We start from the raw sequence: 26984 nt of genomic DNA on the forward strand, positions 1-26984 counted from the left end.
GCCGGCGTGGCCGTGCCCGGGGACGGGCCGTGCCGGTCGGCAGGGCCCGTCCCGCTGCATCGTGCCGGGGTGGGCAGCCCTGCCGGTCGCCGTGCTGTGCCGGTCCGGAGGCGGGCCGGTGGAGGCGGGGTCGCGGTCGGGAGGTGGGTCGCGGTCGGGAGGTGGTCAGCGGATGTGGGACAGGCGGTTCAGGATCTCGGCGAGGATGGGCTCGGTGGTGGCGAAGTTCAGGCGGACGTAGTCGGCGCCGCCGGGGCCGAAGCCGGCGCCGTCCGTCAGCAGCACCTTGGCTTCCCGCTCGATGACCTCCGCCATCCCCGCCCGCCCCACATGCAGCCAGGCCAGATAGGTCGCCTCGGGAGTCCGGTACCCGAGTGTCGCCGGCAGTCGCGCCGCGATCGTGTTCCGGTTGCGGTCGAGGAGGGCGCGGGTCTCCTCGAGCCAGGCGTCCCCGTGCCGCCACGCCGCCACCGTCGCCTCGACGCCGAACAGGTTCGCGGACCCGTACACGAAGGGCGGCTGCGCCTCCAGCGCCTTGCGGACACCCTGGTGGCCGAGGTGGGCGACCGAGCAGCGGATGCCGCCCAGGTTGAACGCCTTCGTCGCGGACGTGAGGGTGACGGTGCGTTCGGGGAGGATCGTGGCGAACGGGATGTGCTGGTGCGGCTCGTAGGTCAGGTCGGCGTGGATCTCGTCGGCGATGACGAGCAGGTCGTGGCGTTCGGCGTGCTCGGCCAGTTCGGTCAGCTCCGCGCGGGTGAACACCCGCCCTGTCGGGTTGTGCGGGTTGACCAGCAGCAGCACCCGGCAGCCCGTCAGGTCGGGCACCTCGAAGCGCCACGAGCCGCCATCGGGCGCGGCCTGGATGGGGTAGAGGGGACGCTCCATGATCTGCAGCGTCGTCAGGAACGGGTGATATGCGGGGGTGTGCACGGCCACGCCGTCGCCGGGCTTGGTCCAGACCTGGAGCAGCACCTGGAGGGCCTGGTTGAGATCGTTGAACGAGCGTACGAGCGCGGGGTCCGCCGGCCAGCCGTATCTGCTCGCCATGCGCTCGGCGAACGCCTCCGCCAGCGGGCCGGCATTGGGCTGATCGAGCCAGGCCGGATAGCCGAGATCGCCGTGGGCCCGCCGGCGCAGCGCCTCGATCACCTCAGGCGCGGTGGGCAGATCCATGTCGGCAATCCAGGCGGGAATCACCCCTGGCCTGGCTTTTGCCCACTTATATCCATCATTTCGCACCTTGAGGTCATCGGGGCTGTATGCGTAATTCACTCCGACATTCTAGGATTTCGGAATGTGATGAGGCGGCGAGGTCGGTTGTGGCAGGCTGAACAGTGATGACGCCCCACGCGAAGATCGACGCGATTGTCGAGACGTACCTGTCAGTGGCCGACGCGGCGGCGCCCGGGCTGATCGAAGGGCTCTACTTGGAGGGGTCGGCGGCTCTCGACGACTACCGGCCCGACACGAGCGACGTGGACTTCGTCGCGGTGACGGCCGCCGCCCCGCCGATCGAATTGCTCGAACGCATCCACGCCGACCTCGGCGCCCACCCGTTCGAAGGCGTCTACCTCACCTGGGATGATCTCCGCCGCGGCCCCTCCGACCTCGGCGTACGCCCGTGCGCGCACGCCGGCAAGCTCAACCCCCGGGGCGGCGTCGGCCCGATCACCTGGCACACCCTGGCCCGCCACGGCGTGACCTGTCGCGGTCCCAAGCCGGGCGAGTTCGACATCTGGAGCGATCCAGCCGCACTCGCGGCCTGGACGGACGACAATCTGGACCGCTACTGGCGACGCCTGGTGACCCGGGCCGCCCGCCCGATCTCCCCGTGGGGGCTGGCCTCGCTCGGCGGGTACGCGACCGTGTGGATCGTCACGGGCGTCTCCCGGCTGCACTACACGCTGGTGACCGGCGAGCTCACTTCGAAGACGGGCGCGGCCCGGCACGCGCTGGAGGTGTTCCCCGAGCGCTGGCACCGCGTCGTGAACGAGGCACTGCGCCTGCGCGAGGACGATTCCGCCCAGCCGTCGCTCGGGAGCCTCGTCGCGGGGCTGGGCGAGCATTTCGGCACGCCCCGGCGCTCGCTCTACGGCTCGCCGTTCGAACGGCGGCGCGACGTGCTGGCCTTCGCCGACCAGGCGATCATCGCCGCGCACGAGGTGTACGCCGCCCGCTGACTGGGCGGGGGATTGACGGCGGGCCGACCCCGAGGTACGAATACGCCCGAAACACCATCACCACGCCAATCCCGGCGTGATGCTGTGTTAACGCTAACATCGCGGAGGGCCGCCCGATGCGTACACGTCGCGGCAACTTACGGACCCTGGCCGTCGCGCTGCTCGTCACCGTCGCGGCCGTCATGTACGCGCCGGCCACGGCCCGCGCCGCCGGTCCCGCGCCGCACTACCTGATGACGGCGTTCACCAACAGCAGCCAGTCCAACATGTACGTCTACGACTCGGCGAACGCCACCAACTTCATCCTCGTACGGGCCAACGCCTACACGCCCCCGTCCGGCCTGATCCGCGACCCCAGCGTGCTGCGGCACACCGACGGTTACTACTACCTCGTCTACACCACCGACTGGACCGGCGACACGATCGGCTTCGCCCGCAGTGCCGACTACGTGACCTGGACGTTCCTCCGCAACGTCACCGTCGGCCTGAACGGCGCGGCCGGCAGCACCTGGGCGCCGGAGTGGTTCAGGGACTCCGACGGCAGTGTCCACGTCATCTACTCGGCGTCCACGACGGGCACGGCGGGGCAGTTCCGGCCGTACCGGATCACCGCCACCAACAGCGCCCTGTCGGCCTGGAGCGCACCGACGCCGCTGGGCATCCCGGCCAACTACATCGACAGCTTCGTCGTCAAGGTCGGCTCCACCTACCACAACTTCCTCAAGAACGAGACGACCAAGTACATCGAGCACGCCACCGCCACCTCGCTCAACGGCCCGTGGCAGTTCACCGGCACCGGCAACTGGGCCGGCTGGGGCTCCGGGCTGGAGGGCCCGGCGCTGACGCGGCTGCCCGACGGCCGCTGGCGGATCTACTTCGACAACTACACCGGCGGGCGCTACTACTACGCCGACAGCTCGAACCTGAACTCGTTCGGCGCCAGGGCCGAGCTGCCGGGACTGTCCGGCATCGCCCGGCACTTCACCGTGCTGCGCGAGGACGTCGGCGACAGCACGGCCGTACCGACCGGCAACCGTTCGCTGCGCTCGGCCAACTTCCCCGACCGGTACGTACGCCACCGCGACCACCTGGCCTACGTGGACCCGCTCAGCTCCTCCAGCCCGCTCGCCGACCGGCAGGACGCCTCGTTAGCCGTCTCGGCGGGGCTGGCCCACTCCGGTTGCCACTCCTTCCAGGCGGTCAACTATCCCGGCTACTACCTGCGGCACTACAACCTGCGGCTGACCCTGCAACGTGACGACGGCTCGGCGATCTTCAAGGGCGACGCCACGTTCTGCGGCCGGGCCGGGCTGGCGGGCGGGGGCACGATCTCGTTCGAGTCCTACAACCTGCCAGGTCGCTACCTGCGCCACTACAACTACGAGCTGCGGCTGGACCTGCGGGAATCCGGATCGGTGTTCGCCTCCGACGCCTCGTACACGGTCACCTCGCCCCTCGCCTGATCTCGACGAAAGGACGAGCCGATGCCCTTGAGGAAACCGGTGGCCATCCTGGTGGCTACGCTGCTCATCGTGATCGCCAACCTGCTGTCGCCGGGCGCCGCCCACGCCTCTCCCGCCGTGCAGTACACCAACCCGCTGGCCGCGCAGCGCGCCGACCCGCACATCTTCCGCCACAGCGACGGCTACTACTACTTCACCGCGACCGTCCCGCAGTACGACCGCATTGTGCTGCGCCGGGCCACCACCATCCAGGGCCTGGCGAGCGCGCCGGAGACGGTCATCTGGCGCAAACACGCCACCGGCGAGATGGGCGCGCACATCTGGGCGCCGGAGATCCATTTCATCAACGGCAAGTGGTACGTCTACTTCGCCGCCGGCCGGGCCGACGACGTCTGGCGGATCCGCATGTACGTACTGGAGAGCTCCAGCGCCAACCCGCTGACCGGCACGTGGACCGAGCGTGGCCGCATCACCACCCCGTGGGACACCTTCTCCCTCGACGCCACGACCTTCGTCGCGGGCGGCGCGCGCTACCTGCTGTGGGCGCAGCAGGAGCCGGGCATCGCGACCAACTCCAACCTGTACATCGCCCGCATGGGCGCCAACCCCTGGACGATCACCGGCCCCACGACCCGGCTCACCGTGCCGACGCTGGCCTGGGAGACGCGCGGCTACAAGGTGGCCGAGGGGCCGTCGGTGCTGCAACGCAACGGGCGGCTCTTCCTCACCTACTCCGCCAGCGCCACCGACGCCAACTACTGCCTCGGCCTGCTGACCGCCTCCGCCTCGGCGGACCCGCTGCAGGCGTCCTCCTGGACGAAGAGCCCGAACCCGGTCTTCGCCTCCAGCGCCGCGACCAGCCAGTACGGTCCCGGCCACAACTCCTTCACCGTCTCGGAGGACGGCCAGAGCGACATCCTCGTCTACCACGACCGCAACTACCGGGACATCACCGGCGATCCGCTCAACGATCCGAACCGGCGTACCCGGGTGCAGAAGGTGTACTGGCGGGCGGACGGCACCCCGGACTTCGGCATCCCGGTGCCCGACGGGGTGACGCCGGTGCGGCTGATGTCGTACGACCTGGCGGGGCAGGCGGTGCGGCACTGGGACTACCGCGTCCGGGTGGAGGGGAACGTCTCGCCGCTGGCCGACTCGCAGTTCCGGCTCGTCACGGGGCTGTCCGGGTCCGGTACGGTCTCGCTGGAGTCGACCAACTTCCCCGGATACTTCCTGCGGCATCGCAACTTCGAGGCGTGGGTGGCGCAGCGGGACGGGACCAGCCTGTTCAACGCCGACGCCAGCTTCCATCGGCGGAGCGGGCTGGCGGGGTCGGGCACAGTCTCGCTGGAGTCGGCGAACTTCCCGGGGTATTTCCTGCGGCATCGGGCCGGGCAGGTGTGGGTCGAGCAGAACGACGGGACGAGCGCCTTCCGGAGCAGCGCCAGCTTCGTCCTCGAATGAGGTCCTGAAGACCTAACGTGGCTTCGTCCTTCATGTGTGGACATGCCGGACGGGCCTCCACACGCCGAGCGCGATCAGGGCGCGCTCACGCCTTGAGGGGCGGGTCGTGCGTGGCAGGGGGACTCGTGTGTTGAGGGGTGAGCCTGACGGCAGGCGAGGGCGGCGGTGTGGTGCCGTGCCTCACGGTGCGTATTTGGGCGCGCGCCGGATCGCGGCGCGGCGGTTTGACGCGCGCCTGAGCCACCGGTCGGCTACAACCGGCGCAGGACGGCTACGACCTTGCCCAGAACGCTGGCCTCGTCACCCGGGATGGGCTCGTAGTTGGCGTTGTGGGGGACGAGCCAGACATGGCCGTCCTTGCGCTTGAAGGTCTTGACGGTGGCCTCGCCCTCGATCATGGCGGCCACGATGTCGCCGCTCTCCGCCACCGGCTGCTGGCGGACGACCACCCAGTCGCCGTCGGCGATGGCCGCCTCGATCATGGAGTCACCGGTGACCTGCAGGAGGAACAGCGTGCCCTCGCCGACGAGCTGCTTGGGCAGGGCGAAGACGTCCTCGACGCTCTCCTCTGCCAGAATCGGGCCACCGGCGGCGATGCGGCCGACGAGCGGGACGTAGGCGGCCGTGGGCCGGTTGACCGTGGGCTCCTCGTCCGTCGCCTCCGGGTTCACCCACAGCACCGGCTCCCCCGGCAGTCGCACCTCGAGGGCGCGCGGCCGGTGCGGGTCGCGCCTGAGGTAGCCCTTGCGCTGCAATGCCGTCAGCTGATGAGACACGCTGGAGGTGCTGGTCAGCTGCACCGCTTCGCCGATCTCCCGCATGGAGGGCGGATAGCCGCGCTGTTGCACCGAGTCGCGGATCACCGCGAGGATCTTGCGCTGCCTGGGCGTCAGACCCAGGGAGTCGCGTCGGCGCACCGCGAGGTCGCTGACCCCGTTTGCGTCATCCCGGTCGGTCATGCTGCTTCTCCTCCTCGCCGGGCGGCCCGCCGCACCGGCGGACCTCCCGTTCTGTGGTCTTGATGTCGCACACAGCGACGTTATCGCTGTTGAAGATCATCTTCAAACAATTGTTCGAGTCTTCCTCGAATTTGTCGCCAGTGTGGTGTACAACATCGTACGGGAGTTCGATCGACACCGTGTTCGATTTGCTGATCTTTATTGGCCTTTTCCTCAGGCCACACGGCAGGAGGTCATCCATGCGAACGACCCCGATCCCCGACACGACCAGCGAAGACGCCAAACGGCTGACACTTGTCGCCGACGCCACGCAGAGTAAGGACCGACGCACAGAGAATACGCGTACGGAGACCGCCTCCCAGGGAAATTCCGGTAAGAGGTTGGGGTCCCGTTCAGGTGGCGCGGGAAAGCGCGGGGGCTCTTCGTCCGGAGGCGGTTCGGGACGGGGTCAGGGGCGGCCCCGGCTGCGCCTGGTGCCCCCGCCGCGCCCGGACGCCGACGTGGATGCCGCCGCGCCGCCGGGGCGTGGAGGGGTGCGCCCGGACGATGCCGAGACGGTCGCCGTACGCGGGCCCGGTCCCCGGCCGATCGCGGAAACCCGGGGCGAGGCGCGGCGGGCCGGCCGGAGGGCGCCGACGGAGGAGGGTGAGGGTCGCGGACGCAGCGCGGACGGCCCCGGCGCTGTCCGTACGGGAGGCACCGCGCGGCGGAAACCGGGAGCCGACGTGCGGCGGATATCGGGAGCCGACGTGCGGCGAGAGCAGAGGGATATCACGGGGCGAGGGCAGAAGGCCGGCGGCGGGCGTGAGCAGAGGGCCGGCAAGGGGCGGGGGCGGTCGTCCAGGAGTGCCAAGGGGACGGGTGGGCTGTGGAGCCGTCGCCTCGTGAGGCGGCGCGACCGGCGGACGGCAGCTCGGCCCGGTCGGCGGATGGCGGCTCGGCTCGACCGGCGGGTGGCGGCACGGCGGGGACGCCGTCCCGCGCCGCCGCTGCGGCTGACTCGCCGGGGGCGGGTCGTGCTGGTGGTGGGGATGGCGTTGTTGTCGCTGGGCGGATTCTGGCTCGGCACGCGCGCCGTGAGCCATGCGGCCGTGCAGGTCGTGGTGCCCAGCACGGCGGGATTGCCATGGGTGGAGGTTCGCGAGGGGGACACGCTCTGGGCGATCGCCGACGCGCTTTCCGGCGGTGACGATCCGGGGACCGTCGTGGATGAGATCAAGCGCCTGAACGGCCTGCCGGACTCCATCATCCACCCCGGCACCCGGGTCTACGTCCCGCGCGACACGGCCGCCGCAGTGCGATGATCGCCAGGCGGATCTGACAGGCGCCGGGGGCGGGTGCCAGAGGGGCGGGCGTCAGCGGTCCGGTACCGTTGTGAGGTTTGTTCACGGACGTGACCGCGATCAATCCATGTGACGCCGACCAGCGCCGCGACGTCGCTCCGGCTCCCGTGACGGGGACGACACGCCGGGGGGCTCCAGATGGCTAGGGGCTGATCAGCGGCTTCACTCCCACGGGGGTCCGGTGGGGGCGCTCAACTTGCGTTCATGGTCGCGCGCTTCTACGGTTGGACCACAACATCTAGTAGTTACACCGATGTAGTTCACCACACCTTGTGTTTTCGTGACCGCTCCGTGGCCAGCCGCAGAGTGTGCGCGAGCGTCCCGTGACGACGGCATTCACCCGTGTGGTGGCCGCAGGTCTAGGAGGCGAAGCGTGCACTGTCCGTTCTGTCGCCACCCTGACACCAGGGTCATCGACAGTCGTTCGACGGACGACGGCGCGGCCATCAGGCGCCGCCGCACCTGTCCCGAGTGCGGGCGCAGGTTCACCACGCAGGAGACCGTACTGCTCATGGTGAGCAAGCGCAGCGGAGTGACGGAGCCGTTCTCGCGGGACAAGGTCGTCGCCGGTGTGCGGCGGGCGTGTCAGGGCAGGCCGGTCAGCGAGGACTCGCTGGCGCAGCTCGGGCAACGGGTGGAGGAAGCGATCAGGGCCAAGGGCGCGGCCGAGCTTCCCTCCAACGAGGTCGGCCTGGCGATCCTCGGCCCGCTGCGGGAGCTCGACGAGGTGGCCTACCTGCGATTCGCATCGGTATATCGCGGTTTCGAGAGCCTGGCGGACTTCGAGGCCGAGATCTCTCAGTTGAAGGCGGAGAAGGGGGAGTCATGACGGAGACGGCCAGCGGTTCAGTGGCACGCGGAGGCAAGCGTCCACGCAAGGGGCTGAAGATGAAGCGGATCTTCACCAAGCCCGGAGTGCACCCATATGACGAGATCCAGTGGGAGCGCCGCGACGTCGTCATGACCAACTGGCGCGACGGCTCGATCAACTTCGAGCAGCGGGGCGTCGAGTTCCCCGACTTCTGGTCGGTCAACGCGGCCAACATCGTGACGACCAAATACTTCCGCGGCGCCGTGGGCACGCCTCAGCGCGAGTGGAGCCTGAAGCAGCTGATCGACCGGGTCGTCGGCGTCTACACCAGGACCGGCATCGAGCACGGCTACTTCGCCGGCGACGAGGACGCCGAGATCTTCGACCATGAGCTCAAGCACGCGCTGGCGCACCAGGTGTTCGCGTTCAACTCGCCGGTCTGGTTCAACGTGGGCACCCAGTCGCCGCAGCAGGTGTCGGCGTGTTTCATCCTCTCCGTGGACGACCAGATGGAGTCGATCCTGGAGTGGTACAAAGAAGAGGGCGTGATCTTCAAGGGCGGCTCGGGCTCGGGTGTGAACCTGTCCCGGATCCGCTCCTCGAAGGAGCTGCTCAGCAGCGGCGGCACGGCCAGCGGCCCCGTGTCGTTCATGCGCGGCGCGGACGCCTCAGCGGGGACGATCAAGTCGGGCGGCGCGACCCGCCGGGCGGCCAAGATGGTCGTGCTGGACGTCGACCACCCCGATATCGAGGAGTTCATCGAGACCAAGGCGCGCGAGGAGGACAAGATCCGCGCGCTGCGGGACGCCGGGTTCGACATGGACCTGGGCGGCAAGGACATCGTCTCCGTCCAATACCAGAACGCCAACAACTCGGTGCGCGTCTCCGACGAGTTCATGCGCGCGGTCGAGAAGGGCGACAGGTTCGGCCTGCGTGCCCGCCTCACCGGCGAGGTGATCGAGACGGTCGACGCCAAGGACCTGTTCCGCAAGATGGCCAAGGCAGCCTGGGAGTGCGCCGACCCCGGCGTGCAGTACGACGACACGATCAACGACTGGCACACCACCCCCGAGACCGGGCGGATCACGGCCAGCAACCCGTGCAGCGAATACGTCCACCTGGACAACTCCTCCTGCAACCTGGCCAGCATCAACCTGCTGAAGTTCCTGAATGACGACAACTCCTTCGATGTCGCCGGCTTCGTCAAGCTGACCGAGCTGATCATCACCGCGATGGACATCTCGATCTCGTTCGCCGACTTCCCGACCGAGAAGATCGGCGAGACCACGCGGGCCTACCGGCAGCTCGGCATCGGCTACGCCAACCTGGGCGCGCTGCTCATGGCGACCGGCCACGCCTACGACTCCGACGGCGGCCGGGCGGTGGCGGGCGCGATCACGTCGCTGATGACCGGCGTGTCCTACCGCCGCAGCGCTGAACTGGCCGGCGTGGTGGGGCCGTACGACGGTTATGCCAGGAACGCCGAGCCGCACAAGCGCGTCATGCGCAAGCACGCGGCGGCGAACGACGACCTGCGCACCATCGGCTCCATGGACGCCAAGATCCACTCCGAGGCGTCGCGTCAGTGGTCGGAGTGCCTCAAGCTCGGCGAGAAGAACGGCTACCGCAACGCCCAGGCGAGCCTGCTGGCCCCCACCGGCACCATCGGGCTGATGATGGACTGCGACACCACCGGCATCGAGCCGGACCTGGCGCTGGTCAAGTTCAAGAAGCTCGTCGGCGGCGGGTCCATGCAGATCGTCAACCAGACGATCCCGCGGGCGCTCAAGCAGCTCGGCTACCAGCAGGAGTCGATCGAGGCCATCGTCGAGTACATCGCCGAGCACAGCCACGTCGTCGACGCCCCCGGTCTGCGCAAGGAGCACTACGAGGTGTTCGACTGCGCGATGGGCGAGCGGGCGATCGCGCCGATGGGGCACGTGCGGATGATGGCGGCCACTCAGCCGTTCCTGTCCGGCGCCATCTCCAAGACGGTCAACCTGCCCGAGTCGGCCACGATCGACGACATCGAGCAGGTCTACCTGGAGGGCTGGAAGCTGGGGCTCAAGGCCCTGGCCGTCTACCGCGACAACTGCAAGGTCGGCCAGCCGCTGTCGGCCGGCAACGGCTCCAAGAAGGAGGAGCCGAAGGAGCCCGAGGTCAAGGTCATCGAGGTCAACCGGCCGACCCGGCGGCGCATGCCCAACCAGCGGCCGAGCATGACCACCCGCTTCACGGTGGGCGGCGCCAAGGGCTACATGACCGCCTCGTCCTACCCTGACGACGGGCTCGGTGAGGTCTTCCTCAAGATGTCCAAGCAGGGCTCGACGCTGGCGGGCGTCATGGACGCCTTCTCCGTCGCGATCTCGATAGGGCTCCAGTACGGCGTGCCGCTGGAGACGTACATGAGCAAGTTCGTCAACATGCGCTTCGAGCCCGCCGGGATGACGGACGACCCGGACATCCGGATGGCGACGTCGGTGATGGACTACATCTTCCGCCGTCTCGCCCTCGACCACTTGCCTTACGAGGAGCGGGCGGCCCTGGGCATCTTCTCGGCGGCGGAGCGGGCCGCGCAGCAGCGCGGTGAGGACCCGGCGGCGCTGCAGGAGGCGGTGGACCGCGAGGCGCTGGCGCAGTCGGCGCCCATCGAGGAGAGGCCGAAGGAACTGGCGGTGCCGGCGGCCGAGGAGCTGACGCTGGAGAGCCACCGGCGCTTCACTGCCGACGCGCCGCTCTGCATGACCTGCGGCACCAAGATGCGTCCCGCCGGTAGCTGCTACGTCTGCGAGGGCTGCGGCTCCACCAGCGGCTGCAGCTGACGAAAGGCGAATTCGCAAGAGCCCTCCCCGGTACGGCGGCGCCGTACCGGGGACGGGTTCCTGGTGAAGGACTCGCCCCCGGGCGAGCTGCTCGCCGCGCTGCACAGAGCGGTGGACGGCGAGCAGCCCTTCAGCCAGGCCGTGCTGGGATGGCTGGTCGTGTTCGCCTCAGGCGCTCTCAGGCGTCGATTAGGTCGTGCAGGACGTCGGGTTTGTTGGTGATGATGCCGTCCACGCGGTAGGCCAGCATGCGCCGCATGGCGGCCGGGCTGTCGACCGTCCAGGTGAGGACCTGCATGCCGAGGCCGCGCACGCGGCGTACGTACGCGGCCGTGAGCGTGGTGTACGGCGGGTTGATCTGGTCGGCGAAGGTCGCCAGCTCGGGCAGGTCGGCGGTGGACGGCGTGCCGAGCAGCCCGATCGGCACGTCCGGCAGCAGCCCGTGGAAGGTCCGCATCGACCCCCAGTCGAACGACTGCACCACCAGCCGTCCCGGCGCGAGCCAGCCGGGATGGCGGCGCAGCTCCTCGGCGATGCGGCGCTCGATGCCCGGGTAGAGGCCGGGCTGCTTGACCTCCAGCAGCAGGCCCATCCCCGATCCGCTCATCTTGCGCAGCGCCTCGCCCAGCGTGGGCACCGGCTCGCCGTCGTACCTGCCGCCGAACCACGAGCCGGCGTCCAGCTTGCGGATCTGCGCGAGCGTGAGGTCGCCGACGCGCCACGGGGACAGGCCGGGGAAGACGCGCTCGACGTCGGTGGTGCGGGAGAGCGTCGTGTCGTGCATCAGGACGAGCTCGTGATCCTTGGTCTCCTGGACGTCGAGCTCGAACATGTCGGCCCGCTGCGTTTCGGCCAGCTCGAAGGCGGTGATCGTGTTCTCGGGGGCGTACGCGGAGGCGCCCCGGTGGGCGACGTTGAGGACCGTCGCGGCGGTGGCCGGGGTGGACGGTGTGGTCAGCGCCGTGAGCGCGATGGCGAGGATGAGGGCGAGTCGTCTGAACATGGGTCTCCTCGGGTGGGGAGAGGCCTACGACTCGACGATGACCTGGATGCGTGACTGCGAGTTGAGATCAGAGTAGACCGCGGGTGCCGGATGGATGAGCAATCGACACGCGAGGCCGGTGGTGCCGGTGGAGAGCCGCCGCCCGTGAAGATCTAGCCTGAGTACCGTGAAATCTGGCGGTACGCTGGCCGTCCTCTTGTCGGCATGGTTCATGGCCCAGTTCGACTTCTTCGTCGTGAACGTGGCCGCTCCCTCGATCGAGGCCGACCTGCACGCAGGCCCTGCCGCCCTGGAGCTGATCGTGGGCGGCTACGCCTTCACGTACGCGGCCGGGATGATCACCGGAGGTCGCCTCGGCGACCGCTACGGCTACCGGCGCCTGTTCATCTGGGGCGTGGCCGTGTTCACGATCGCTTCGCTGCTGTGCGGAATCGCGGCGAACCCGGCCCAGCTCGTGGCCGCCCGCCTGCTGCAGGGCCTGACGGGCGCGATGATGGTGCCGCAGGTGCTGGCCACGATCTCCGCGGTCTACCCGCCGGAGCAGCGCGGACGCGCCCTCGGCTGGTACGGCGCCGCCGGCGGCCTCGGCTCGATCGCCGGGCAGGTGCTGGGCGGGCTGCTGCTGACGGCTGACGTGTTCGGCCTGGGCTGGCGGATCATCTTCCTCATCAACCTGCCCGTGGGGCTGGTCGTCGTGCCGCTGGCCGCCTGGCTGCTGCCCGAGGTGGAGCCGGGCCTCCGGTCCCGGCTCGACGTGCCGGGTGCGGCGGGGCTGGCCACCGGGCTGGCGCTGGTGCTCGTGCCGCTGGGGCTGGGCAACAGCCTGGGCTGGCCCGTCTGGACCTGGGTGTGCCTGGCGGTGAGCGTCCCGGTGTTCGCGCTGACCTGGCGCTGGCAGCGGGTGCTGGGGGCGCGCGGCGGGCAGCCGGTGCTCGACCTGGCGCTGCTCAAGGTCTACTCCTACCTGGCAGGGGTCGGGTCGATCGTGGCGTTCATGGCGTATTTCGCCTCGTTCATGTTCACGCTGACGCTGCTGCTGCAGGGCGGGCTCGGGCTCACCGCGCTGCAGGCCGGGCTGGCGTTCGCGCCGATGGGTGTGCTGTTCTCGGTCACCTCGCTGCTTGGGACGCGGCTGGTCAAGCGGTATGGGCTGATCGTCGTCATGATCGGCGGCACGGTCACGGCGCTGGGACTGGTCCTGGTGATGGTCTCGGCGGGCCAGGGGGTGACATACCTCGTGGTTGCGCTCATGCTCGTCGGCACGGGCAACGGGCTGGTTCTGCCGCAGCTCATCGGGGCGGCGCTGGTGGAGGTCGCGCCGCATCAGGCCGGCATCGGCGCCGGCGTCCTGAGCACGGCGCAGCAGTTCGCGGGCGCGGGCGGGGTGGCCCTGATCGGTGCGGTGTTCTTCGCGGTCGTGCACGGCGGGGACCATGTGGCCGCCATGCGCTGGTCGGCGGCCATCGACGTGGCTCTCGTCCTCGTCGTGATCGCGTCGGTGGCCTACAACAGGCGCCGCGCTATGCGGAAGGGACGGCCAGCGCCGTACCGTACAGCTGAGACACCCGGATCCTGATCACCAGCCGCTGGTCGGCCACCAGCTGCCGGAGGAACGCGACCTCGTCGACGGCGATGCTCTGCATGGCGAGCAACTCCCTGCCCACCTCGTCGCCGGGCTCGGCGCTCACCGGAGACAGCTCCGCCGCGCCCTCGGCCACGGCGTAGGACTGGAAGTCGTCGCTGGTCACGTAGAGCGCGCAGCGCGGATCCTGGTGCAGCCGCTGTACCTTGATCCGGCCCGCCATGGTCGAGATCCGCACCACGCGCTGCCCCGGGTCCCAGGTGTAGCGGACGGTGGACAGGTGCGGGCGGCCGCTGCTCTCGTTCGTCGCCAGCGCGCCGAAGCGCTGCTGGGCGAGCAGCCGCGAGAGCTCCTCGTCGGTCAGTGAGCCGGGCGGCGTGCCCGCCCCCGGCTCGACGCTCACCCCGTGGTCCTGCGACACCTTCCGTCCCCTCGTCCGGATTTGCAGTGATATCACCCTATCCCGAGCTGCCGGTTGAAGGCTTGGGCATCCGAGATCACCCAGTATTCGGCGAACTTGCCATCCTCTGTGCGCAGGATGTCGTGCCCGCTGAAGGCCACCTTCGTCCCCGCGGCCGCGCTCGCGCCCGGCAGACCGCCCCGGTAGGCGCCGGCGAACGTCCACCGGGCGGCCAGCCGGTCGCCGTCCACGATCGGGCCCACGTCGAGCGTGACCGTGACGTCGGCGAACGGTTCGTGTCCCTGCCGGAGCGCCTCCATCAGTTCGTCGGGCCCGTGCACGTCCATGCCGGGCCAGTGGCCGACGAAGCCGGGGGTGACCAGGTCGCGGGCCAGCTCGAAGTCTCCGTTCCACATCTCGAGCAGCCATCGCTCGTACAGTTTTGCGATCATCCGGGTTCCGTACCCGGGCTGAGGGTGTTCATTTGCCGGCGGAGGGGTGTATTCGTACACGGTAGGTCACCGGCGGTGGCGGGAATCAAGCGGCCGTCAAGCGCCTGTCGATGAGTACCGCGCATAGTGGGCGGACGAGCGGAAAGAGAGGCACCACCATGACAGCTCCGTCGCCGAGCTCCGTCGCCCAGCGTCCCAGCAAGGCGCTGCTGATCGGCCTGGTCGTCTCGGGCGTTCTCGCGCTGATCGTGCTGGGCATCATGCTGTGGTCGGGCGGTCCGGCCGGCTTCGGGCTGTCCGCGCTGCTGGCCGTGGCGCCGCTGCCGGTGCTGCTCGCCGCGGTGCTCTCGCTCGACAGGCTGGAGCCGGAGCCGAAGCTGCACCTGGCGTTCGCGTTCGCGTGGGGCGCGGGCGTGGCGATCGTGCTGGGCGTGGCCCTGACGGTCCTGGGCCAGCAGTTGTTCGTCCGGGCCGGGTACGGCGCCGCCGTCGTCAAGGACGTGGGCGCCGTCCTGCTGGCGCCGGTGATCGAGGAGGCGCTCAAGGGCGCGGCGCTGCTGCTGCTCCTGCGCAGGAGACGCGAGATCGACGGCCTGACCGACGGCATCGTGTACGCCTCCATGGCCGGACTGGGCTTCGCCGCCGTGGAGAACGTCGGCTACTACCTGCTCGCGTTCGGCGAGGACGGCCCAGGCGCCGCGATCCAGCTGTTCGTGCTGCGCGGCCTGATCGACCCGCTCGGGCACCCGGTCTACACGTCCATGATCGGCCTCGGCGTCGCGTACGCCCTCACGCGCCGCACGGCCGGCAGGTTCGCCGCGATCCCGATCGGCTATCTGGGCGCGGTCTTCCTGCACGGCCTGTGGAACGGCGCCGCCACCACGAAGTCGCTGGCCTGGCTGGGCGTCGCCTACCTGGTGATCATGGCGGCGCTCGTCCTGCTCATCGTCGTGACCGTCGTCGAGCGGCGCCAGCTGGTGAGCAAGATGCGCATCTACCTGCCCGGCTACCAGGAGACCGGGCTGGTCACCGCGGCCGACGTCGGGATGCTCAGCACGCTGTCCGGGCGCAAGGAGGCCCGCAAGTGGGCCAGGCGCGCCGGGCTCGGCCAGGCCATGAGCGACTACCAGCAGGCGGCGACCGAGCTGACCATGCTGCACCTGCGGGCCGAGCGGCAGGCCATGGACCCGGTCAGGTTCGCGGTGGAGCGCGATACGTACCTGGGGGCGATGGCGCACGCCCGCCGCTGGTGACCGCCCCGCGGCCTGCGTCACGACCTGGTGAGTCTCGCCCTCCGGACACTCCATCGGATGTTTGATCCGCTTTCCTGGCAAAATCGGAGAAACCCCGAAGGGAGATCAAGTGGGCTGGACGGAGATCGGGTCCGAGGACGAGCTACGTGAGCTGCTCGGCGAGGTCATGCCGAGAGCGGCGACCAAAGAGCGGGCGAGCCTGCACGAGCGTGATCGGGAGTGGCTGGCGGCCTCGCCGTTCTGCCTGATCGCCACCTCCGACGACGAAGGCAACTGCGACGTCTCGCCCAAGGGCGACCCCGCCGGATTCGTCCACGTCATCGACGACACCACGATCGCCATCCCGGATCGCCCGGGGAACCGCAGGGCGGACGGATTCTTCAATATCCTGAAAAATCCGCATGTGGGGCTTATCTTCTTGATCCCCGGTCGCAACGAGACCCTGCGTATCAACGGCCGCGCCCGGCTCGTCCGCGAGGCCCCGTTCTTCGACCAGCTGATCGTCAAGGGCCACCGCCCGCACCTCGCACTCGTCGTGGAGATCGAGCAGATCTTCTTCCACTGCGCCAAGGCGTTCCTGCGCTCCGGACTGTGGAAGCCGGACACGTGGGGCGATGACCTGCTGCCCTCGCATGCGCGGCTGGTCAAGGAGACCCAGAAGGTCGAGGAGAGCGTCGCAGAGCTCGAAAACTACTACGGCGAGACCTACGCCAAAACGTTGTACGGCTGACGGTGTGCGGGCCGGCGGGTCACGCCGCGGGGGCGGGCCCGCTGGGAAAGCGGATCACGTTTCTGCCGGTGTAGGCCCGCAGGTCGATCACCTTGGGGTCGGCGGGTGGCTTGCGGCGGTCCGCTGAGCGGATGTCGCGGACCTTGTGCCTGGCAATGTGTGGCGGCACCACCACAAGCCTCTTCATCGTAAGCCCCCCGTGATGTTTCTGTTATCGATGTTGTTTACAGATACCCCCGTAAAGTTGACGTAAGGATCATGTCAGTAGGGAAGCGTGCGGCCCGCCGGTGAACGCAGGTCCAACTCCATGAACGGCCGGGAACGCCGTTTGGCCGTCGCCTTCGTGACCCTGACGCGTTTCATGGTTCCCCTTTCCGAAGCGCGTCCTTCTCCTGCGACTGCGCGCCGCTCGGCTGGGCGACGGCTTGACGGGTGCTCGCCACCCGCCATGCGCGTCAACCTAGTCCGGGTGTGCCGCTCACTCAACGTATTTCTACTAATTACCGCCTGAACCTGGCCGGCTCACCCGGCCTGCTCCGCGCGGAGGCCGGGAGGGCGGTCAAGGACAGCGTCGTGACCGCCGTCCCGGCGAGAGCCAGGACCGCGTTGGTTCAGGTGCCAGGGGTCAGCCGGGCGGTGACGCCGATCCGGTTCCACGCGTTGATCATCGCGATCGCGGCGACGAGCAGCGCGAGCTGCTTGTCGCTGTAGTGCTTGCTCGCCTCCTGCCACACGGCGTCCGGCACGGCCTCGCGGTCCGGCAGCCGGGTCGCCTCCTCCGCCAGCGCCAGCGCGGCCCGCTCGGCCGGGGTGTAGACGGTGGCCTCGCGCCAGGCCGCCACCATCCACAGGCGCTCGTCGCTCTCGCCCGCCTTCCTCATGTCACGGCTGTGCATGTCCACGCAGTAGCCGCAGCCGTTGATCTGGCTGGCGCGCAGCTTGACCAACTCGATGGTGGCGGCCGGCAGCTCGCCGTCGTGCAGGATCTTCTCCACCGCCAGGAAGTGGTGGTAGATGTCGGGAACGTGCTTCGCGACGTTGATCCGCCGGGTCATGAGAGCCAGCCTCCTCAGTTTTGGCGTGCTTGCACAGCCAGGACGGGGCAGGCCGCCCGGCTGTGACAGCTTTCGCGGAAAACTTCGGATCGCCTCTCGGCCTCGCGGCCGGCGGGCTGCCCTCAGCCCTTGCAGTTACCCCAGGACTGGCGGCCGCCCCAGGCTTCGACGCGGTTGTGGGGGTCGCGGGTCCAGCCGGCGTAGCGCACGCACTTCCAGCTCCCGTCGAGATGGCCGGTCTCGGCGTAGTAGCGGTATTTCTGCACGTCCTCCGATCGGCCGCCGCCGCGAACCTCCAGGTACGCCCCCGTGACCGAGCGGGTGCCCTTGTACGCGGTCTTGATCGCGGCCACGCAGTTCTTGCCACTGCGCTTGCTGTACATCAGGTAGACGTGCCCGAAGACGGCGCCGTCTCGCGTCTTCATCGGCCGGTGCCCATCCTTGACCCGGTGGAAGCCGGGGCCGCAGATGCGCTCGGGGGTGTAGGCCGCCGTGGCGGCGTACGCGGACGAGGGGATGGCGGCAATCCCGGCGGCGACCAGGGCGGCCGCGATGACCGTTCGCGTAAGCACAGTTTTCCCTTCGGGAGGGGATATTAAGGACATCGTCGATCTTTACTGGGGCTTAACCGTAATTGCAAGGGGTTCTGGATGCCGCTGATCGCGGTCTGCGCGGCCTGGGCCGTGTTCTGGGGGTCCTGGTCGGCCCTGTTACCCGCCATCAAGCTGGAGCTGGGCATGTCGGCGGCCGATCTGGGGCTGGCGCTGAGCGCCGTACCCGTGGGCGCGCTGCCCGCGATGGCGCTGACCGGGCGGCTGGCGCGGGGGCGCGAGCGGGCCGCGTTGATGGTGACCACGGTCCTGTTCGCGCTCAGCGTCGCCGACATCGGCCTGGCCGCCGCGCCCTGGCACCTCGCGGTGGCGCTGGCGCTGGTGGGCGCCACCAGCGGCGCGCTCGACATCGCGCTGAACCTCACCACCGGGCGGGTCGAACGGGAGACCGGCCGCAGGCTGTTCCAGCCTGTCCACGCCGCCTTCCCGGTCGGGGTGATCGCTGCGGCCCCGGCCACCGGGCTGGCACGCTCGCTCGGGCTCGGCGTCGGAACGGTGCTCGCGCTGATCGCGCTGATCATGATCGCCGCTTCCCTGTCGCTGCCGGCGCTGCGCGTGGGGCGCGGGCTGCCCGACTCCGCCGCCGACACCGGCAAACGCGGGCTCTGGGGCCTCGCCGCCGTGCTGGGGGCGCTGGCCGCGTGCGCGCTCATCATCGAGAACTCGGTCGAGCAGTGGTCGGTGCTGCTGCTGGAGGAGCATCGCGGCGCCACGCCACTGGTGTCGAGCGCCGCGCCGGCGGTCTACATGGCGGCGCTCACGGTCGGGCGGCTCGTCGTGCAGGCCTTGCCCCGGACGCCGCTCCGAGCGTTGTACCTGGTGGCGGGGGTGGGCGGCGGCGCGGGCATCGCCCTGGCCGGGCTGGGCGGGACCGTGCTCGTGTCCATGGCGGGGTTCGCGGTGACCGGGCTGGCGCTCGGGCCGCTGGTGCCCGCCCTGCTCAGCCGCTCGGCCGCCGACGATCCGAGCGGGACACTGGTGTGGGGAGTGTCCACGATCTCGTACACGGGATTCGTGATCAGCCCGCTGTTCGTGGCCGGGCTGAGCGGGTGGCTCGGCCTGCCCGCCGCGCTGGCCGCGCTCGGGCTCCTGGGGCTGCCGCTGGTGGCCCGGTTCGCGCTGCGCCGGTCCTGACGGGCCTGAATATGGTGGGCTTTTGGGGAAAGGGGACCACAGAACCGGGTATCCCACCGGGCGAATGCCGATTGCAAAAGGGGATCACCATGGCTGTCTGCGAAACTTGCGGCAACGACTACGACATGGCGTTCGAGGTACACGCGCAGGGAGCGGTGCACACCTTCGACTGCTTCCAGTGTGCGATCGAGGCCATGGCGCCCGTGTGCGAGCACTGCGGCACCAAGGTCATCGGGCATGGGGTCCAGGCGGGCGAGCACTGGTACTGCTGCGCCCACTGCGCCCGCGAGGAGGGCACCAAGGGCATCGTCGACCGCGTCATGGCCGGCTCCTCGGCCTGAACCCGCACCATGGACGCCCGCTGTCCCGGCTCGCCCACGCCGGGACAGGCTCCCGCGCCGGGACGGGCTCCCACGCCGGGACGGGCTCCCACGCCGGGACGGGCTCCCGCGCCGGGACGGGCCCCTGCGACAGCTGGGACGGGCCCCTGGCTGTCGGCAGGGCTAGCCTGCCCTGCCGTGCTACCCGAACGGGAGTCACGATCAAGGCAGCAGCGCCCGCACCCGTGCGACGGCCTCGTCCAGCGCCGCCTGGGGCACCGGGGTGGCGAGGTCGAGGGTGATCTCGCCGTTCTTGGCCTCCCAGACGCCCGCCACCCGGCCCTCGTGGACGACCACGGGGGAGATCCACCCTGCCTGGCGGCTGACCTTGGGCTTGAGCGGCGGCGGGATGAGCGCGGCGAGCGTGCGCGGGGCGGCCAGGATGTATTGGTCGAAGCCCGGCAGTAAATGAACCTCCGCCGACGGCCGGGTGCTCGTGAGATCGTCCAGGTGCTCGGTCAGCGCCAGCAGGGTGTGGCCGTCGTCGGTCTCGACCTCGGTCAGCTCGGGCGCCAGGTCCCGGAACCAGCCCTTCAGCACCGCCTTCCTGGCCACGCCCCCGAACAGCCAGGTGTCGAGCATTTCCGGCGTCGCGGGCCCGTGCGCGCCCAGGAAGGCCCGCGCCACCCGCACCCCCGCTTCCTCGAAGGGCGGCAGCTCGGACGGCCAGCCGGGGAGCCAGGCGCGCGGGGCGGTGAAGGTCACCCGTCCCTCTCGGGGTGGGCCGTAGCAGAGCTCGCCCAGGCGGCTCAGCGGCTTGAGCAGCGCGCCCCAGCCGGACGTGAGCGCCTCTCTCAGGTGCGCGTCACCGGTCACCGTCACCACCGCGTCGACCAGCTCTTCCCGGGTCAGCGGCCGGGCGCCGAGCGCCTGCGGGACCGCCTCGATGATCGCTTCGGTCTCGGCCGCGGTGACGCCGTGGCCGCGTTGCCACGAGCCCTTCTCCCAGAACCGCAACGTGCTCAGGGCGGCGCAGTAGTCGGCCAGCTCGTCGGCGGGGAGGAGGTGGAGGGTGCCGCGCATGATCCAGGTCTTGACCAGCGTGCGGTCGGTCCACAAGGCCCGGTCGATCTCGTCGGGGTCGGGCTTGGCGCTCCTGACCGCCACCGCCAGCTGCGCCGACGAGGCGACCTGGGTCTGCACGCCGCACAACCTGCGGGCCACCGCGACGGCGTCGGGGGCCTCGGGCGCGCTCACGAACTGCCTGCGCAGGCGCCAGGCGAGGATCTGAGACCAGGTCAGCTTGATAGTCACGCGCCTACTTCTACACCACGCCACCGACACTCCCGGCCCCGCGCCTCCGGTCCGGCCCCGCGCCGACGCCACCGGCACTTCCGGCCCCGCGGCGACGCGACGCCACCGTCCAGGCCCGGCGGCGACGCCACCGTGCGGGCACCGTCCAGGCCCGGCGGCGACGCCACCGTGCGGGCACCGTCCAGGCCCGGCGGCGACGCCACCGTGCGCAACCGCTCCGGCCTTGTCCTGATGTCACCGGTCCGGCCTCTCGCCGACGTCTCCGCGGCGCTGTTGCCACGGTCGGCCGTCCGGCTGGTGGCGCGCCGCTGGGCGGTCCTGCCGCCGTCGGCGCCGCCGGGCGAGCGGCGTCGCGGGGCAAGACGTCGCCGGGCGAGCGGCGCCGCCGGTCGGTTGCGTTGTGGGTGGCTGGTCAGCGCATGAAGCCGATGTCCTCGTACCGGAGGTCGTAGAAGCCGCGCGCTCCCACGTTGGCCAGCGTCTCCTTGACCGCCACATTCTGCGGCCGCTGGTAGAGCGGCAGCACGTTCACCTCCTGCCAGATCAGCTCGTCGGCCGCGTTCGTCGCCGCACGCGCCCGCACCGGGTCGAGGCTCTGCATGGCCCGGCTCATGGCCTGGTCGATGGCCGCCGACCCGGTACGCCCGAAGTTCGCGTTCCAGGTCTTCCCATCAGGCGAGTTCGCGTAGATCGAGTAGCTGCTGGAGATCGGGAATGGCGTGCCGATGTACGAGAACGGCGTGATGTCGAAGTTCCCCGGGATCACGTAATTCGTGAAGAAGTCGTCGCTCGGCACCGCCCTGATCGTCAGCTTCACCCCGATCTGCGCGAGCATGCTCTGCGCCAGCTCCCCCTCGGCCTTGCTGACCTGGACCCCGGACGGCACCACGAACCGCAGGTCGAGCGTCTTGCCGTTCTTCTGCCTGACCGTCCCGTTCAGCCGCCACCCGGCCGCGTCCAGCAGTTGCCGCGCCCGATCGGGGTTGTACGCCCCCAGGCTCCCCGCGTTGTCCTGGTAACCCTCCTGCGTGTTCATGAAGAAGTGGTTGTTCAGCAGCGCGATCGGCCAGTCGAGCCCCTGCAGGTCCGACTGCGCGATGGCCTGGCGGTTGATGCCGAGCTGGATCGCCTGCCGCACATTGCTGTCCCTCAGCAGCTCGCTCGACCCGTTGAAGGTGAAGTGCCGGAAATCGGGCCCCGCGGCCTGCCGTACGTGGGCCCCCGGCGTGCCCTTCGCCCGCGCGTAGTCCGGGGCGGACGGGCCGACGTCGATGATGTCGAGCTCGCCATTGCTGAACGCGCCGATCAGCGAGTCCTGCTCGGACGCCCGATAAATGATCTTGTCGAGCTTCGCCCGATCGCCCCACCAGGTGTCGTCCCGGACAAGCGTGATCGTCTTGGCCGTCTGGTCGAACCCGCCGAACTTGAACGGCCCTGCCGTCACGGGGACGCGGTTGAGCCAGGAGGTGTTGAACGCCTCCGGCGTCCGGTTCGTGGCGGCGGGCAGCAGCGGCCCGAACAGCGACTGCCAGTCGCCGAACGGCCGCGCGAACGTGATCACCACCTCGTGGTCGTCCTGCCCCCGCGCGACCCTCTCGATGTCCTGATAGCCGGTGGACGAGGCGATGTGGTAGCCGGAGTTCCGCCCGTTCAGCGCCTGCCACTGCGCCTGGTAGTCGGCCCACGTGATCGGCTTGCCGTCGGACCAGCGGGCCTTCGGGTTCAGCGTGTACGTGACCTCCTGCTTGGGCCGCTGCGCGGTGACCTTCGCGTCGAGCACGTAGTCCTTGTTGGGCGCGATCTCGGCCTTCTCGTTGGACACGAACGGCGCCGGCAGCAGCGCGTTGCTGACCACGGCGGCCATCGCCAGGTTGCCGTCCACATGGTTCCTGTTCCACTGCGAGGGGAACTCGTTGATGCCCCAGCGCAGCGTCCCGCCGTCCTTGACCTTGTCACGCGGCTGCGGGTTGATGTCGAAGGGCTTGATCATCCGCTCGTCCCCGGCGCTGTCCAGCCCTGAGCCGCCTCCCGAGCCGCCGCATCCCGCGAGGGACAGCGAGACGGCCACGGCCCCGGCCACGACAAGACGTGCTGCTTTCATCGAGAGATTCCTCCTGGTCAGACGACTTCGCGCCGTTCGGCGTAGTGGCAGGCCGCGCCCTGGTCCGCGCCGAGTGGCCGCACCTCGGGCTCGACGTCCACGCAGAGCCTGCGCTCGGCGTCGGTGAGCTCGGCGCGGAACTTGGGGCATCTGGTGCGGAAACGGCAGCCCGTCGGCGGGTGCGCCGGGCTGGGCAGGTCACCTTCGAGCAGAATCCGCCGCCGCGAGCGCTCGCGCACCGGGTCGGGCAGCGGGATCGCCGACAGCAGAGCCTGCGTGTACGGGTGCATCGGCGTGTCGTAGACGGCGTCCACCTGGCCGATCTCGGCGATCCTGCCGAGGTACATCACGGCCACCCGGTCGGCGATGTAGCGCACCACGGCCAGGTCGTGCGCCACGAACAGGTAGGACAGCCCGAGCCTGGCCTTCAGTGAGTCGAGCAGGTTGATCACGCCGGCCTGGATCGACACGTCGAGCGCCGAGACGGGCTCGTCCAGCACCAGCAGCCCGGGCTCCAGCGCGAGCGCCCGGGCGATGCCGATGCGCTGCCGCTGGCCGCCGGAGAAGTCCTGCGGGTAGCGGGCGGCGTGCGAGGCGTCGAGCCCGACCAGGGCCAGCAGCTCGGCGACGCGCCGCCCGGGCTGCCGCCGCCCGTGCGTGCGCAGCGGTTCGGCCAGGATGTCGTGCACGGTCATGCGGGGGTCGAGCGAGGCCATCGGGTCCTGGAAGACGACCTGCATGTCGCGCCTGATCTTCGTGCGCTCCGCCCTGCCGAGCCGGGCCGTGTCGTGCCCGAGCACGACGATGCGGCCCTCCTGCGGCTCGGCCAGCTCCAGGATCTGCGTCAGCGTCGTGGTCTTGCCGCTGCCCGACTCGCCGACCAGCCCGAGCGTCTCGCCGTGCCGGATGTCGAAGCTCACCCCGGCCACCGCGTGCACCGTGCCGACCCGGCGCTTGAACAGCGCCCCCTTCAGCAGCGGATAGTCCTTGACCAGGCCGCGGACCTCCAGCACCGTGCGCTTGGCGCGCACGGGCGGGCTCGTGGCCGCGGCCTTGCCGGGCGCGTAGGGGCGCACCTCTTCCCAGCGGATGCACGCCGCCCGGTGCCCCGTCTCCACCTTGAACAGCGGCGGCTCGCCTTCGTCGCAGGCGTCGATCCGCATCGGGCAGCGCGGCGCGAACGGGCACCCGGGCGGCAGCGCCGCGGGCGAGGGCGGGTTGCCCTCGATCGGCACCAGCGGCTGCCGCCCGCCCCGGTCCACGCGCGGGATGGAGGCCAGCAGGCCCACGGTGTAGGGCATCCGCGGCCGGTAGTAGATGTCGTCCACGTCGCCCACCTCGACCGGGCGGCCCGCGTACATGACCAGCACCCGGTCGGCGAACCCGGCCACCACCCCGAGATCATGCGTGATCATGATGATCGCGGCGCCGGTCTTCTCCTGCGCCCGCTTCAGCACCTCCAGCACCTGGGCCTGGATGGTGACGTCGAGCGCCGTCGTCGGCTCGTCGCAGATGATCACGTCGGGGTCGTTGGCGATGGCCATCGCGATCACCACGCGCTGCCGCATGCCACCGGAGAACTCGTGCGGGAAGGCCAGCGCCCGCTCGGCGGGATGCGGGATGCCCACGAGCTCCAGCAGCTCGATGGCCTTGACCAGGGCCGTTTCCTTGCTGACCCGCTGGTGGACGCGTACGGCCTCGGCGATCTGGTCGCCCACCCGGTAGACGGGCGTGAGGGCCGACAGCGGGTCCTGGAACACCATCGACATGGTCTTGCCGCGGAAGGCCGTCAGCTCCCGCTCGCGGGCCCCGATCAGCTCCCTGCCGTGCAGCTTCACGGACCCGGTGACGCGCGCCCCGGGCGGCAGCAGCCCCATGACCGCGGCCGAGGTGACCGACTTGCCGGAGCCGGACTCGCCGACGATGCCGAGAACCTCGCCGGGGCGTACGGAGTAGCTGACCCCGCGTACGGCGGGCACCTCGCCGAACGCCACATTGAGGTCGCTGACCTCCAGGACCGGGCTCATCGCCTGGCCGCCGGGTCGAACGCGTCACGCAGCGCGTCGCCGATGAGGTTGACCGCGAGCACCGTCACCACCAGCAGCCCGGCCACGAACCAGAACGTCCACGGTGCGTACGTCGCCGTCTTCGAGCCGTCGGCGATGAGCGTCCCGAACGACACGTCGGGCGGCTGGATGCCGAACCCGAAGTACGACAGCGAGGTCTCGGTGAGTATCGCGGCGCTGACGTTGAGCGTGGCATCCACGATCAGCAGCGACGACAGGTTGGGGAGCACGTGGCGGAAGACGATCCGCGCCGGGGGCACCCCCATGTAGCGGGCGGCCTGGATGAACTCCCGCTCCTTCAGCGAGAGCGCCATCCCCCTGACGATCTTCGAGGTCACCATCCACAGGAACAGCGCGAGCATGACCACGAACAACGGCCACTGGCCCGGGCCGAACAGCGGCGACATGATCGCGAGGATCAGGAACGCGGGCAGCACGAGCAGCAGGTCGGTCACCCAGCTCAGCACCCGATCGGTCCACCCCAGGAAATAGCCGGCGAACGCGCCGACCACGGCCGCCAGCGCCGTGGACACCAGGGCCGCGAGCAGGCCCACGACCAGCGACTTCTGCATGCCGCGCAGCGTCACCGCGTAGACGTCGGCGCCCGTTTGGAGCGTTCCGAACCAATGGTCGGCAGACGGCGGCTGCAGGAACGCCGTGAAATCCTTGTCGGTGTAGGTCCATCTGCTGAACAGCGGGCCGACGAACGCCAGCAGGAACATCAGCGCCAGCACGGTGAAGCCGATCCGCCCCTGCCTGGAGGCGAAGAAGCGCCCGGCGACCACCCTTACCCGCGACGGACTCCTGATCATGAGCCCGTCGGACAGTTCCTCGGCCCGCTCCTCCTCGGAAAGCGTCATCACACCCGCACCCTCGGGTCGAGCGCGGCGTGCAGCAGGTCGGCGGCGAGCGAGGCGCACAGCACCGCGATGGCCGCCAGGAAGGAGACGGCGGCGACGGTGTTGACGTCGTTGGTGAAGATCGAGTTGATCAGTTGCTCACCGAGCCCGTGCCAGCCGAAGATCTTCTCTGTGAACGTCGCCCCGGTCAGCAGCGCGCCGAACATGAACGCGAAATAGGTCACCACCGGGATCAGCGCGGTCCGCAGCGCGTGCCTGATGAGCGCCTGGCGCCTGCTCAGGCCCTTGGCCATGGCGGTGCGCAGGAAGTCGGCGCCGAGCACGTCGAGCATCATGTTGCGCTGATAGCGGCTGAAGACCGCGATGAGCCCGATCGACAGCGAGATCGTCGGCAGGATCAGGTGCTGCAACCGGTCGACGACCTGACCCCAGAACCCGGCGTCGAGCCCGTCGCTGTATTCGCCGCTGACCAGCAGCACCTGGCGGCCGAAGACGTGCTCGTTGGCCCAGGCCGCCAGCAGGATCAGCATGTTGGCCAGCACGACCACGGGCACGGCGAGGACCAGGAACGACACGCCGGTCGAGAGCCGGTCGAACCACCCGTACTGTCTGACCGCGGCCAGGGCGCCGACGAGCACCCCGAGCAGGCTGCCGAACACCAACCCCAGCACGACCAGCCGGAAGGTGACGCCCATGCGGCGCTTGAGATCGTCGTTGACCGGCGCGCCCGTGACGGACTTGCCGAAGTCGCCGCGCAGCACGCCGCCCGCCCAGGTGGCGTAGCGCTGCACCAGCGGCGTCCTGTCGTTGAGATTGAGCGCGGTGAGCTGGGCGTCGACCACGGCGGGCGGCGGCTTCGGCGTGCGGTCGGCGTAGTTGGAGCGCGGGTCGAGTGCGGTGGCCGCCAGCAGGTAGGCGAGGCTGGCGGCCACCGCGACGAGCACGGCGTAGCCGAGCAGCCTGCGGGCCAGGAACCCCGCCATCGCTCCCCCTCCGACGCGCACGGCACGCAGGCGCAAACCCCGCGACTACAGTGGACAGTTGCCCATCGTAGTCAC

The 26984-nt window shown here is 69.9% G+C and carries 25 protein-coding genes; 11 read left to right on the forward strand and 14 right to left on the reverse strand.

The features are described from left to right. Positions 1-165 precede the first annotated feature (165 nt). Positions 166-1176 carry a MalY/PatB family protein gene (locus ACTMTI_RS46500; protein WP_441127270.1) on the reverse strand — a complete coding sequence of 337 codons (1011 nt, stop codon included), beginning with the start codon at positions 1174-1176 and terminating at the stop codon, positions 166-168. A gap of 164 nt (positions 1177-1340) precedes the next feature. Here ACTMTI_RS46500 and ACTMTI_RS46505 point away from each other — a divergent pair, with 164 nt between their 5' ends. From ACTMTI_RS46505 to ACTMTI_RS46515, 3 genes are all read left to right on the forward strand, one after another. After that, positions 1341-2183: an aminoglycoside adenylyltransferase domain-containing protein gene (locus ACTMTI_RS46505; protein ID WP_441127271.1), complete on the forward strand. Its 843-nt coding sequence runs from the start codon at positions 1341-1343 to the stop codon at positions 2181-2183. A 116-nt stretch (positions 2184-2299) separates the two neighbouring features. Then, positions 2300-3646 (forward strand): glycoside hydrolase family 43 protein, encoded by a 1347-nt coding sequence (locus ACTMTI_RS46510; RefSeq protein ID WP_441127272.1) that lies wholly within the window; start codon positions 2300-2302, stop codon positions 3644-3646. 21 nt (positions 3647-3667) lie between these two features. Then, positions 3668-5110, forward strand: coding sequence for a family 43 glycosylhydrolase (locus ACTMTI_RS46515; protein WP_441127273.1), 1443 nt, complete (start codon positions 3668-3670; stop codon positions 5108-5110). 251 nt (positions 5111-5361) lie between these two features. Here ACTMTI_RS46515 and lexA read toward each other — a convergent pair whose 3' ends face one another. Continuing rightward, entirely contained in the window at positions 5362-6069 is a 708-nt protein-coding gene (gene lexA, locus ACTMTI_RS46520; RefSeq protein WP_441127274.1) for a transcriptional repressor LexA, read from the reverse strand. Further along, the gene (locus tag ACTMTI_RS46525) at positions 6053-6310 is read right to left on the reverse strand and encodes a hypothetical protein (protein WP_441127275.1); all 258 of its coding nucleotides are present in this window, start codon (positions 6308-6310) and stop codon (positions 6053-6055) included. The genes lexA and ACTMTI_RS46525 overlap by 17 nt, the downstream gene beginning before the upstream one ends. Positions 6311-6998: 688 nt before the next feature. Here ACTMTI_RS46525 and ACTMTI_RS46530 point away from each other — a divergent pair. The 3 genes from ACTMTI_RS46530 (at position 6999) to ACTMTI_RS46540 (ending at position 11045) form a co-directional block, all read left to right on the forward strand. Continuing rightward, a complete protein-coding gene (locus ACTMTI_RS46530; protein WP_441127276.1) occupies positions 6999-7373 on the forward strand; it encodes a LysM peptidoglycan-binding domain-containing protein in 375 nt (124 codons plus the stop codon). Between the two features lie 412 nt (positions 7374-7785). Next, positions 7786-8241, forward strand: a complete 456-nt coding sequence (gene nrdR / locus ACTMTI_RS46535) for a transcriptional regulator NrdR (protein ID WP_103955744.1) — start codon at positions 7786-7788, stop codon at positions 8239-8241. After that, entirely contained in the window at positions 8238-11045 is a 2808-nt protein-coding gene (locus ACTMTI_RS46540; RefSeq protein WP_441127277.1) for a vitamin B12-dependent ribonucleotide reductase, read from the forward strand. The genes nrdR and ACTMTI_RS46540 overlap by 4 nt, the downstream gene beginning before the upstream one ends. Positions 11046-11223: 178 nt before the next feature. Here ACTMTI_RS46540 and ACTMTI_RS46545 read toward each other — a convergent pair whose 3' ends face one another. After that, entirely contained in the window at positions 11224-12048 is an 825-nt protein-coding gene (locus ACTMTI_RS46545; RefSeq protein ID WP_441127278.1) for a glycerophosphodiester phosphodiesterase, read from the reverse strand. A gap of 166 nt (positions 12049-12214) precedes the next feature. Between ACTMTI_RS46545 and ACTMTI_RS46550 the strand changes: the two genes are divergently transcribed. Further along, the gene (locus tag ACTMTI_RS46550) at positions 12215-13624 is read left to right on the forward strand and encodes an MFS transporter (RefSeq protein ID WP_441127279.1); all 1410 of its coding nucleotides are present in this window, start codon (positions 12215-12217) and stop codon (positions 13622-13624) included. Here the strand turns inward: ACTMTI_RS46550 and ACTMTI_RS46555 are convergent. Together ACTMTI_RS46555 and ACTMTI_RS46560 are read right to left on the reverse strand one after the other, a co-directional pair. Further along, complete coding sequence (locus ACTMTI_RS46555) at positions 13569-14051, reverse strand: pyridoxamine 5'-phosphate oxidase family protein (protein ID WP_441127280.1); 483 nt, start codon at positions 14049-14051, stop codon at positions 13569-13571. The genes ACTMTI_RS46550 and ACTMTI_RS46555 overlap by 56 nt on opposite strands. 32 nt (positions 14052-14083) lie before the next feature. Beyond that, positions 14084-14482, reverse strand: a complete 399-nt coding sequence (locus ACTMTI_RS46560; RefSeq protein ID WP_441127281.1) for an ester cyclase — start codon at positions 14480-14482, stop codon at positions 14084-14086. Positions 14483-14640: 158 nt separating this feature from the next. Here ACTMTI_RS46560 and ACTMTI_RS46565 point away from each other — a divergent pair, with 158 nt between their 5' ends. Together ACTMTI_RS46565 and ACTMTI_RS46570 are read left to right on the forward strand one after the other, a co-directional pair. After that, positions 14641-15735, forward strand: a complete 1095-nt coding sequence (locus tag ACTMTI_RS46565; protein WP_441127282.1) for a PrsW family intramembrane metalloprotease — start codon at positions 14641-14643, stop codon at positions 15733-15735. Between the two features lie 109 nt (positions 15736-15844). Further along, positions 15845-16465, forward strand: coding sequence for a pyridoxamine 5'-phosphate oxidase family protein (locus ACTMTI_RS46570; RefSeq protein WP_441127283.1), 621 nt, complete (start codon positions 15845-15847; stop codon positions 16463-16465). A gap of 19 nt (positions 16466-16484) precedes the next feature. Here ACTMTI_RS46570 and ACTMTI_RS46575 read toward each other — a convergent pair whose 3' ends face one another. The 3 genes from ACTMTI_RS46575 to ACTMTI_RS46585 all read right to left on the reverse strand — a co-directional run bounded on the left by ACTMTI_RS46575 (position 16485) and on the right by ACTMTI_RS46585 (position 18092). Next, positions 16485-16652 carry a hypothetical protein gene (locus tag ACTMTI_RS46575; RefSeq protein ID WP_441127284.1) on the reverse strand — a complete coding sequence of 56 codons (168 nt, stop codon included), beginning with the start codon at positions 16650-16652 and terminating at the stop codon, positions 16485-16487. A 424-nt stretch (positions 16653-17076) separates the two neighbouring features. Next, complete coding sequence (locus ACTMTI_RS46580; protein ID WP_441127285.1) at positions 17077-17520, reverse strand: carboxymuconolactone decarboxylase family protein; 444 nt, start codon at positions 17518-17520, stop codon at positions 17077-17079. 122 nt (positions 17521-17642) lie between these two features. Then, a complete protein-coding gene (locus tag ACTMTI_RS46585; protein ID WP_441127286.1) occupies positions 17643-18092 on the reverse strand; it encodes a hypothetical protein in 450 nt (149 codons plus the stop codon). 78 nt (positions 18093-18170) lie between these two features. On the opposite strand from ACTMTI_RS46585, the gene ACTMTI_RS46590 reads away from it, so the two are divergent. Further along, on the forward strand, positions 18171-19265 hold the full coding sequence (locus ACTMTI_RS46590; RefSeq protein WP_441127287.1) for an MFS transporter: 1095 nt from the start codon (positions 18171-18173) through the stop codon (positions 19263-19265). 89 nt (positions 19266-19354) lie between these two features. Further along, complete coding sequence (locus ACTMTI_RS46595; protein ID WP_441127288.1) at positions 19355-19606, forward strand: hypothetical protein; 252 nt, start codon at positions 19355-19357, stop codon at positions 19604-19606. 201 nt (positions 19607-19807) lie between these two features. Here the strand turns inward: ACTMTI_RS46595 and ACTMTI_RS46600 are convergent, their stop codons facing one another. From ACTMTI_RS46600 to ACTMTI_RS46620, 5 genes are all read right to left on the reverse strand, one after another. Beyond that, positions 19808-20899 carry a winged helix DNA-binding domain-containing protein gene (locus ACTMTI_RS46600; RefSeq protein WP_441127289.1) on the reverse strand — a complete coding sequence of 364 codons (1092 nt, stop codon included), beginning with the start codon at positions 20897-20899 and terminating at the stop codon, positions 19808-19810. A 412-nt stretch (positions 20900-21311) separates the two neighbouring features. Next, a complete protein-coding gene (locus ACTMTI_RS46605; protein ID WP_441127290.1) occupies positions 21312-23000 on the reverse strand; it encodes an ABC transporter family substrate-binding protein in 1689 nt (562 codons plus the stop codon). Positions 23001-23017: 17 nt separating this feature from the next. Continuing rightward, positions 23018-25027, reverse strand: coding sequence for a dipeptide ABC transporter ATP-binding protein (locus ACTMTI_RS46610; RefSeq protein WP_441127291.1), 2010 nt, complete (start codon positions 25025-25027; stop codon positions 23018-23020). Continuing rightward, a complete protein-coding gene (locus ACTMTI_RS46615) occupies positions 25024-25926 on the reverse strand; it encodes an ABC transporter permease (protein WP_441127292.1) in 903 nt (300 codons plus the stop codon). The genes ACTMTI_RS46610 and ACTMTI_RS46615 overlap by 4 nt, the downstream gene beginning before the upstream one ends. After that, on the reverse strand, positions 25926-26909 hold the full coding sequence (locus tag ACTMTI_RS46620) for an ABC transporter permease (protein WP_441127293.1): 984 nt from the start codon (positions 26907-26909) through the stop codon (positions 25926-25928). Before ACTMTI_RS46620 ends, ACTMTI_RS46615 begins: the two co-directional genes overlap by 1 nt. Between the last annotated feature and the right edge of the window lie 75 nt (positions 26910-26984).

Source organism: Nonomuraea sp. H19 (assembly GCF_052068215.1).
Lineage (GTDB): Bacteria > Actinomycetota > Actinomycetes > Streptosporangiales > Streptosporangiaceae > Nonomuraea.

What these genes read in the sequence shown, in the direction of transcription:
- ACTMTI_RS46500 (WP_441127270.1), bottom strand. Translation starts at nt 1,176, where the DNA reads ATGGATCTGCCCACCGCGCCTGAGGTGATCGAGGCGCTGCGCCGGCGG.
- ACTMTI_RS46505 (WP_441127271.1), top strand. Translation starts at nt 1,341, where the DNA reads ATGACGCCCCACGCGAAGATCGACGCGATTGTCGAGACGTACCTGTCA.
- ACTMTI_RS46510 (WP_441127272.1), top strand. Translation starts at nt 2,300, where the DNA reads ATGCGTACACGTCGCGGCAACTTACGGACCCTGGCCGTCGCGCTGCTC.
- ACTMTI_RS46515 (WP_441127273.1), top strand. Translation starts at nt 3,668, where the DNA reads ATGCCCTTGAGGAAACCGGTGGCCATCCTGGTGGCTACGCTGCTCATC.
- lexA (WP_441127274.1), bottom strand. Translation starts at nt 6,069, where the DNA reads ATGACCGACCGGGATGACGCAAACGGGGTCAGCGACCTCGCGGTGCGC.
- ACTMTI_RS46525 (WP_441127275.1), bottom strand. Translation starts at nt 6,310, where the DNA reads ATGGATGACCTCCTGCCGTGTGGCCTGAGGAAAAGGCCAATAAAGATC.
- ACTMTI_RS46530 (WP_441127276.1), top strand. Translation starts at nt 6,999, where the DNA reads ATGGCGGCTCGGCTCGACCGGCGGGTGGCGGCACGGCGGGGACGCCGT.
- ACTMTI_RS46540 (WP_441127277.1), top strand. Translation starts at nt 8,238, where the DNA reads ATGACGGAGACGGCCAGCGGTTCAGTGGCACGCGGAGGCAAGCGTCCA.
- ACTMTI_RS46545 (WP_441127278.1), bottom strand. Translation starts at nt 12,048, where the DNA reads ATGTTCAGACGACTCGCCCTCATCCTCGCCATCGCGCTCACGGCGCTG.
- ACTMTI_RS46560 (WP_441127281.1), bottom strand. Translation starts at nt 14,482, where the DNA reads ATGATCGCAAAACTGTACGAGCGATGGCTGCTCGAGATGTGGAACGGA.
- ACTMTI_RS46565 (WP_441127282.1), top strand. Translation starts at nt 14,641, where the DNA reads ATGACAGCTCCGTCGCCGAGCTCCGTCGCCCAGCGTCCCAGCAAGGCG.
- ACTMTI_RS46575 (WP_441127284.1), bottom strand. Translation starts at nt 16,652, where the DNA reads ATGAAGAGGCTTGTGGTGGTGCCGCCACACATTGCCAGGCACAAGGTC.
- ACTMTI_RS46580 (WP_441127285.1), bottom strand. Translation starts at nt 17,520, where the DNA reads ATGACCCGGCGGATCAACGTCGCGAAGCACGTTCCCGACATCTACCAC.
- ACTMTI_RS46590 (WP_441127287.1), top strand. Translation starts at nt 18,171, where the DNA reads ATGCCGCTGATCGCGGTCTGCGCGGCCTGGGCCGTGTTCTGGGGGTCC.
- ACTMTI_RS46595 (WP_441127288.1), top strand. Translation starts at nt 19,355, where the DNA reads ATGGCTGTCTGCGAAACTTGCGGCAACGACTACGACATGGCGTTCGAG.
- ACTMTI_RS46605 (WP_441127290.1), bottom strand. Translation starts at nt 23,000, where the DNA reads ATGAAAGCAGCACGTCTTGTCGTGGCCGGGGCCGTGGCCGTCTCGCTG.
- ACTMTI_RS46610 (WP_441127291.1), bottom strand. Translation starts at nt 25,027, where the DNA reads ATGAGCCCGGTCCTGGAGGTCAGCGACCTCAATGTGGCGTTCGGCGAG.
- ACTMTI_RS46615 (WP_441127292.1), bottom strand. Translation starts at nt 25,926, where the DNA reads ATGACGCTTTCCGAGGAGGAGCGGGCCGAGGAACTGTCCGACGGGCTC.
- ACTMTI_RS46620 (WP_441127293.1), bottom strand. Translation starts at nt 26,909, where the DNA reads ATGGCGGGGTTCCTGGCCCGCAGGCTGCTCGGCTACGCCGTGCTCGTC.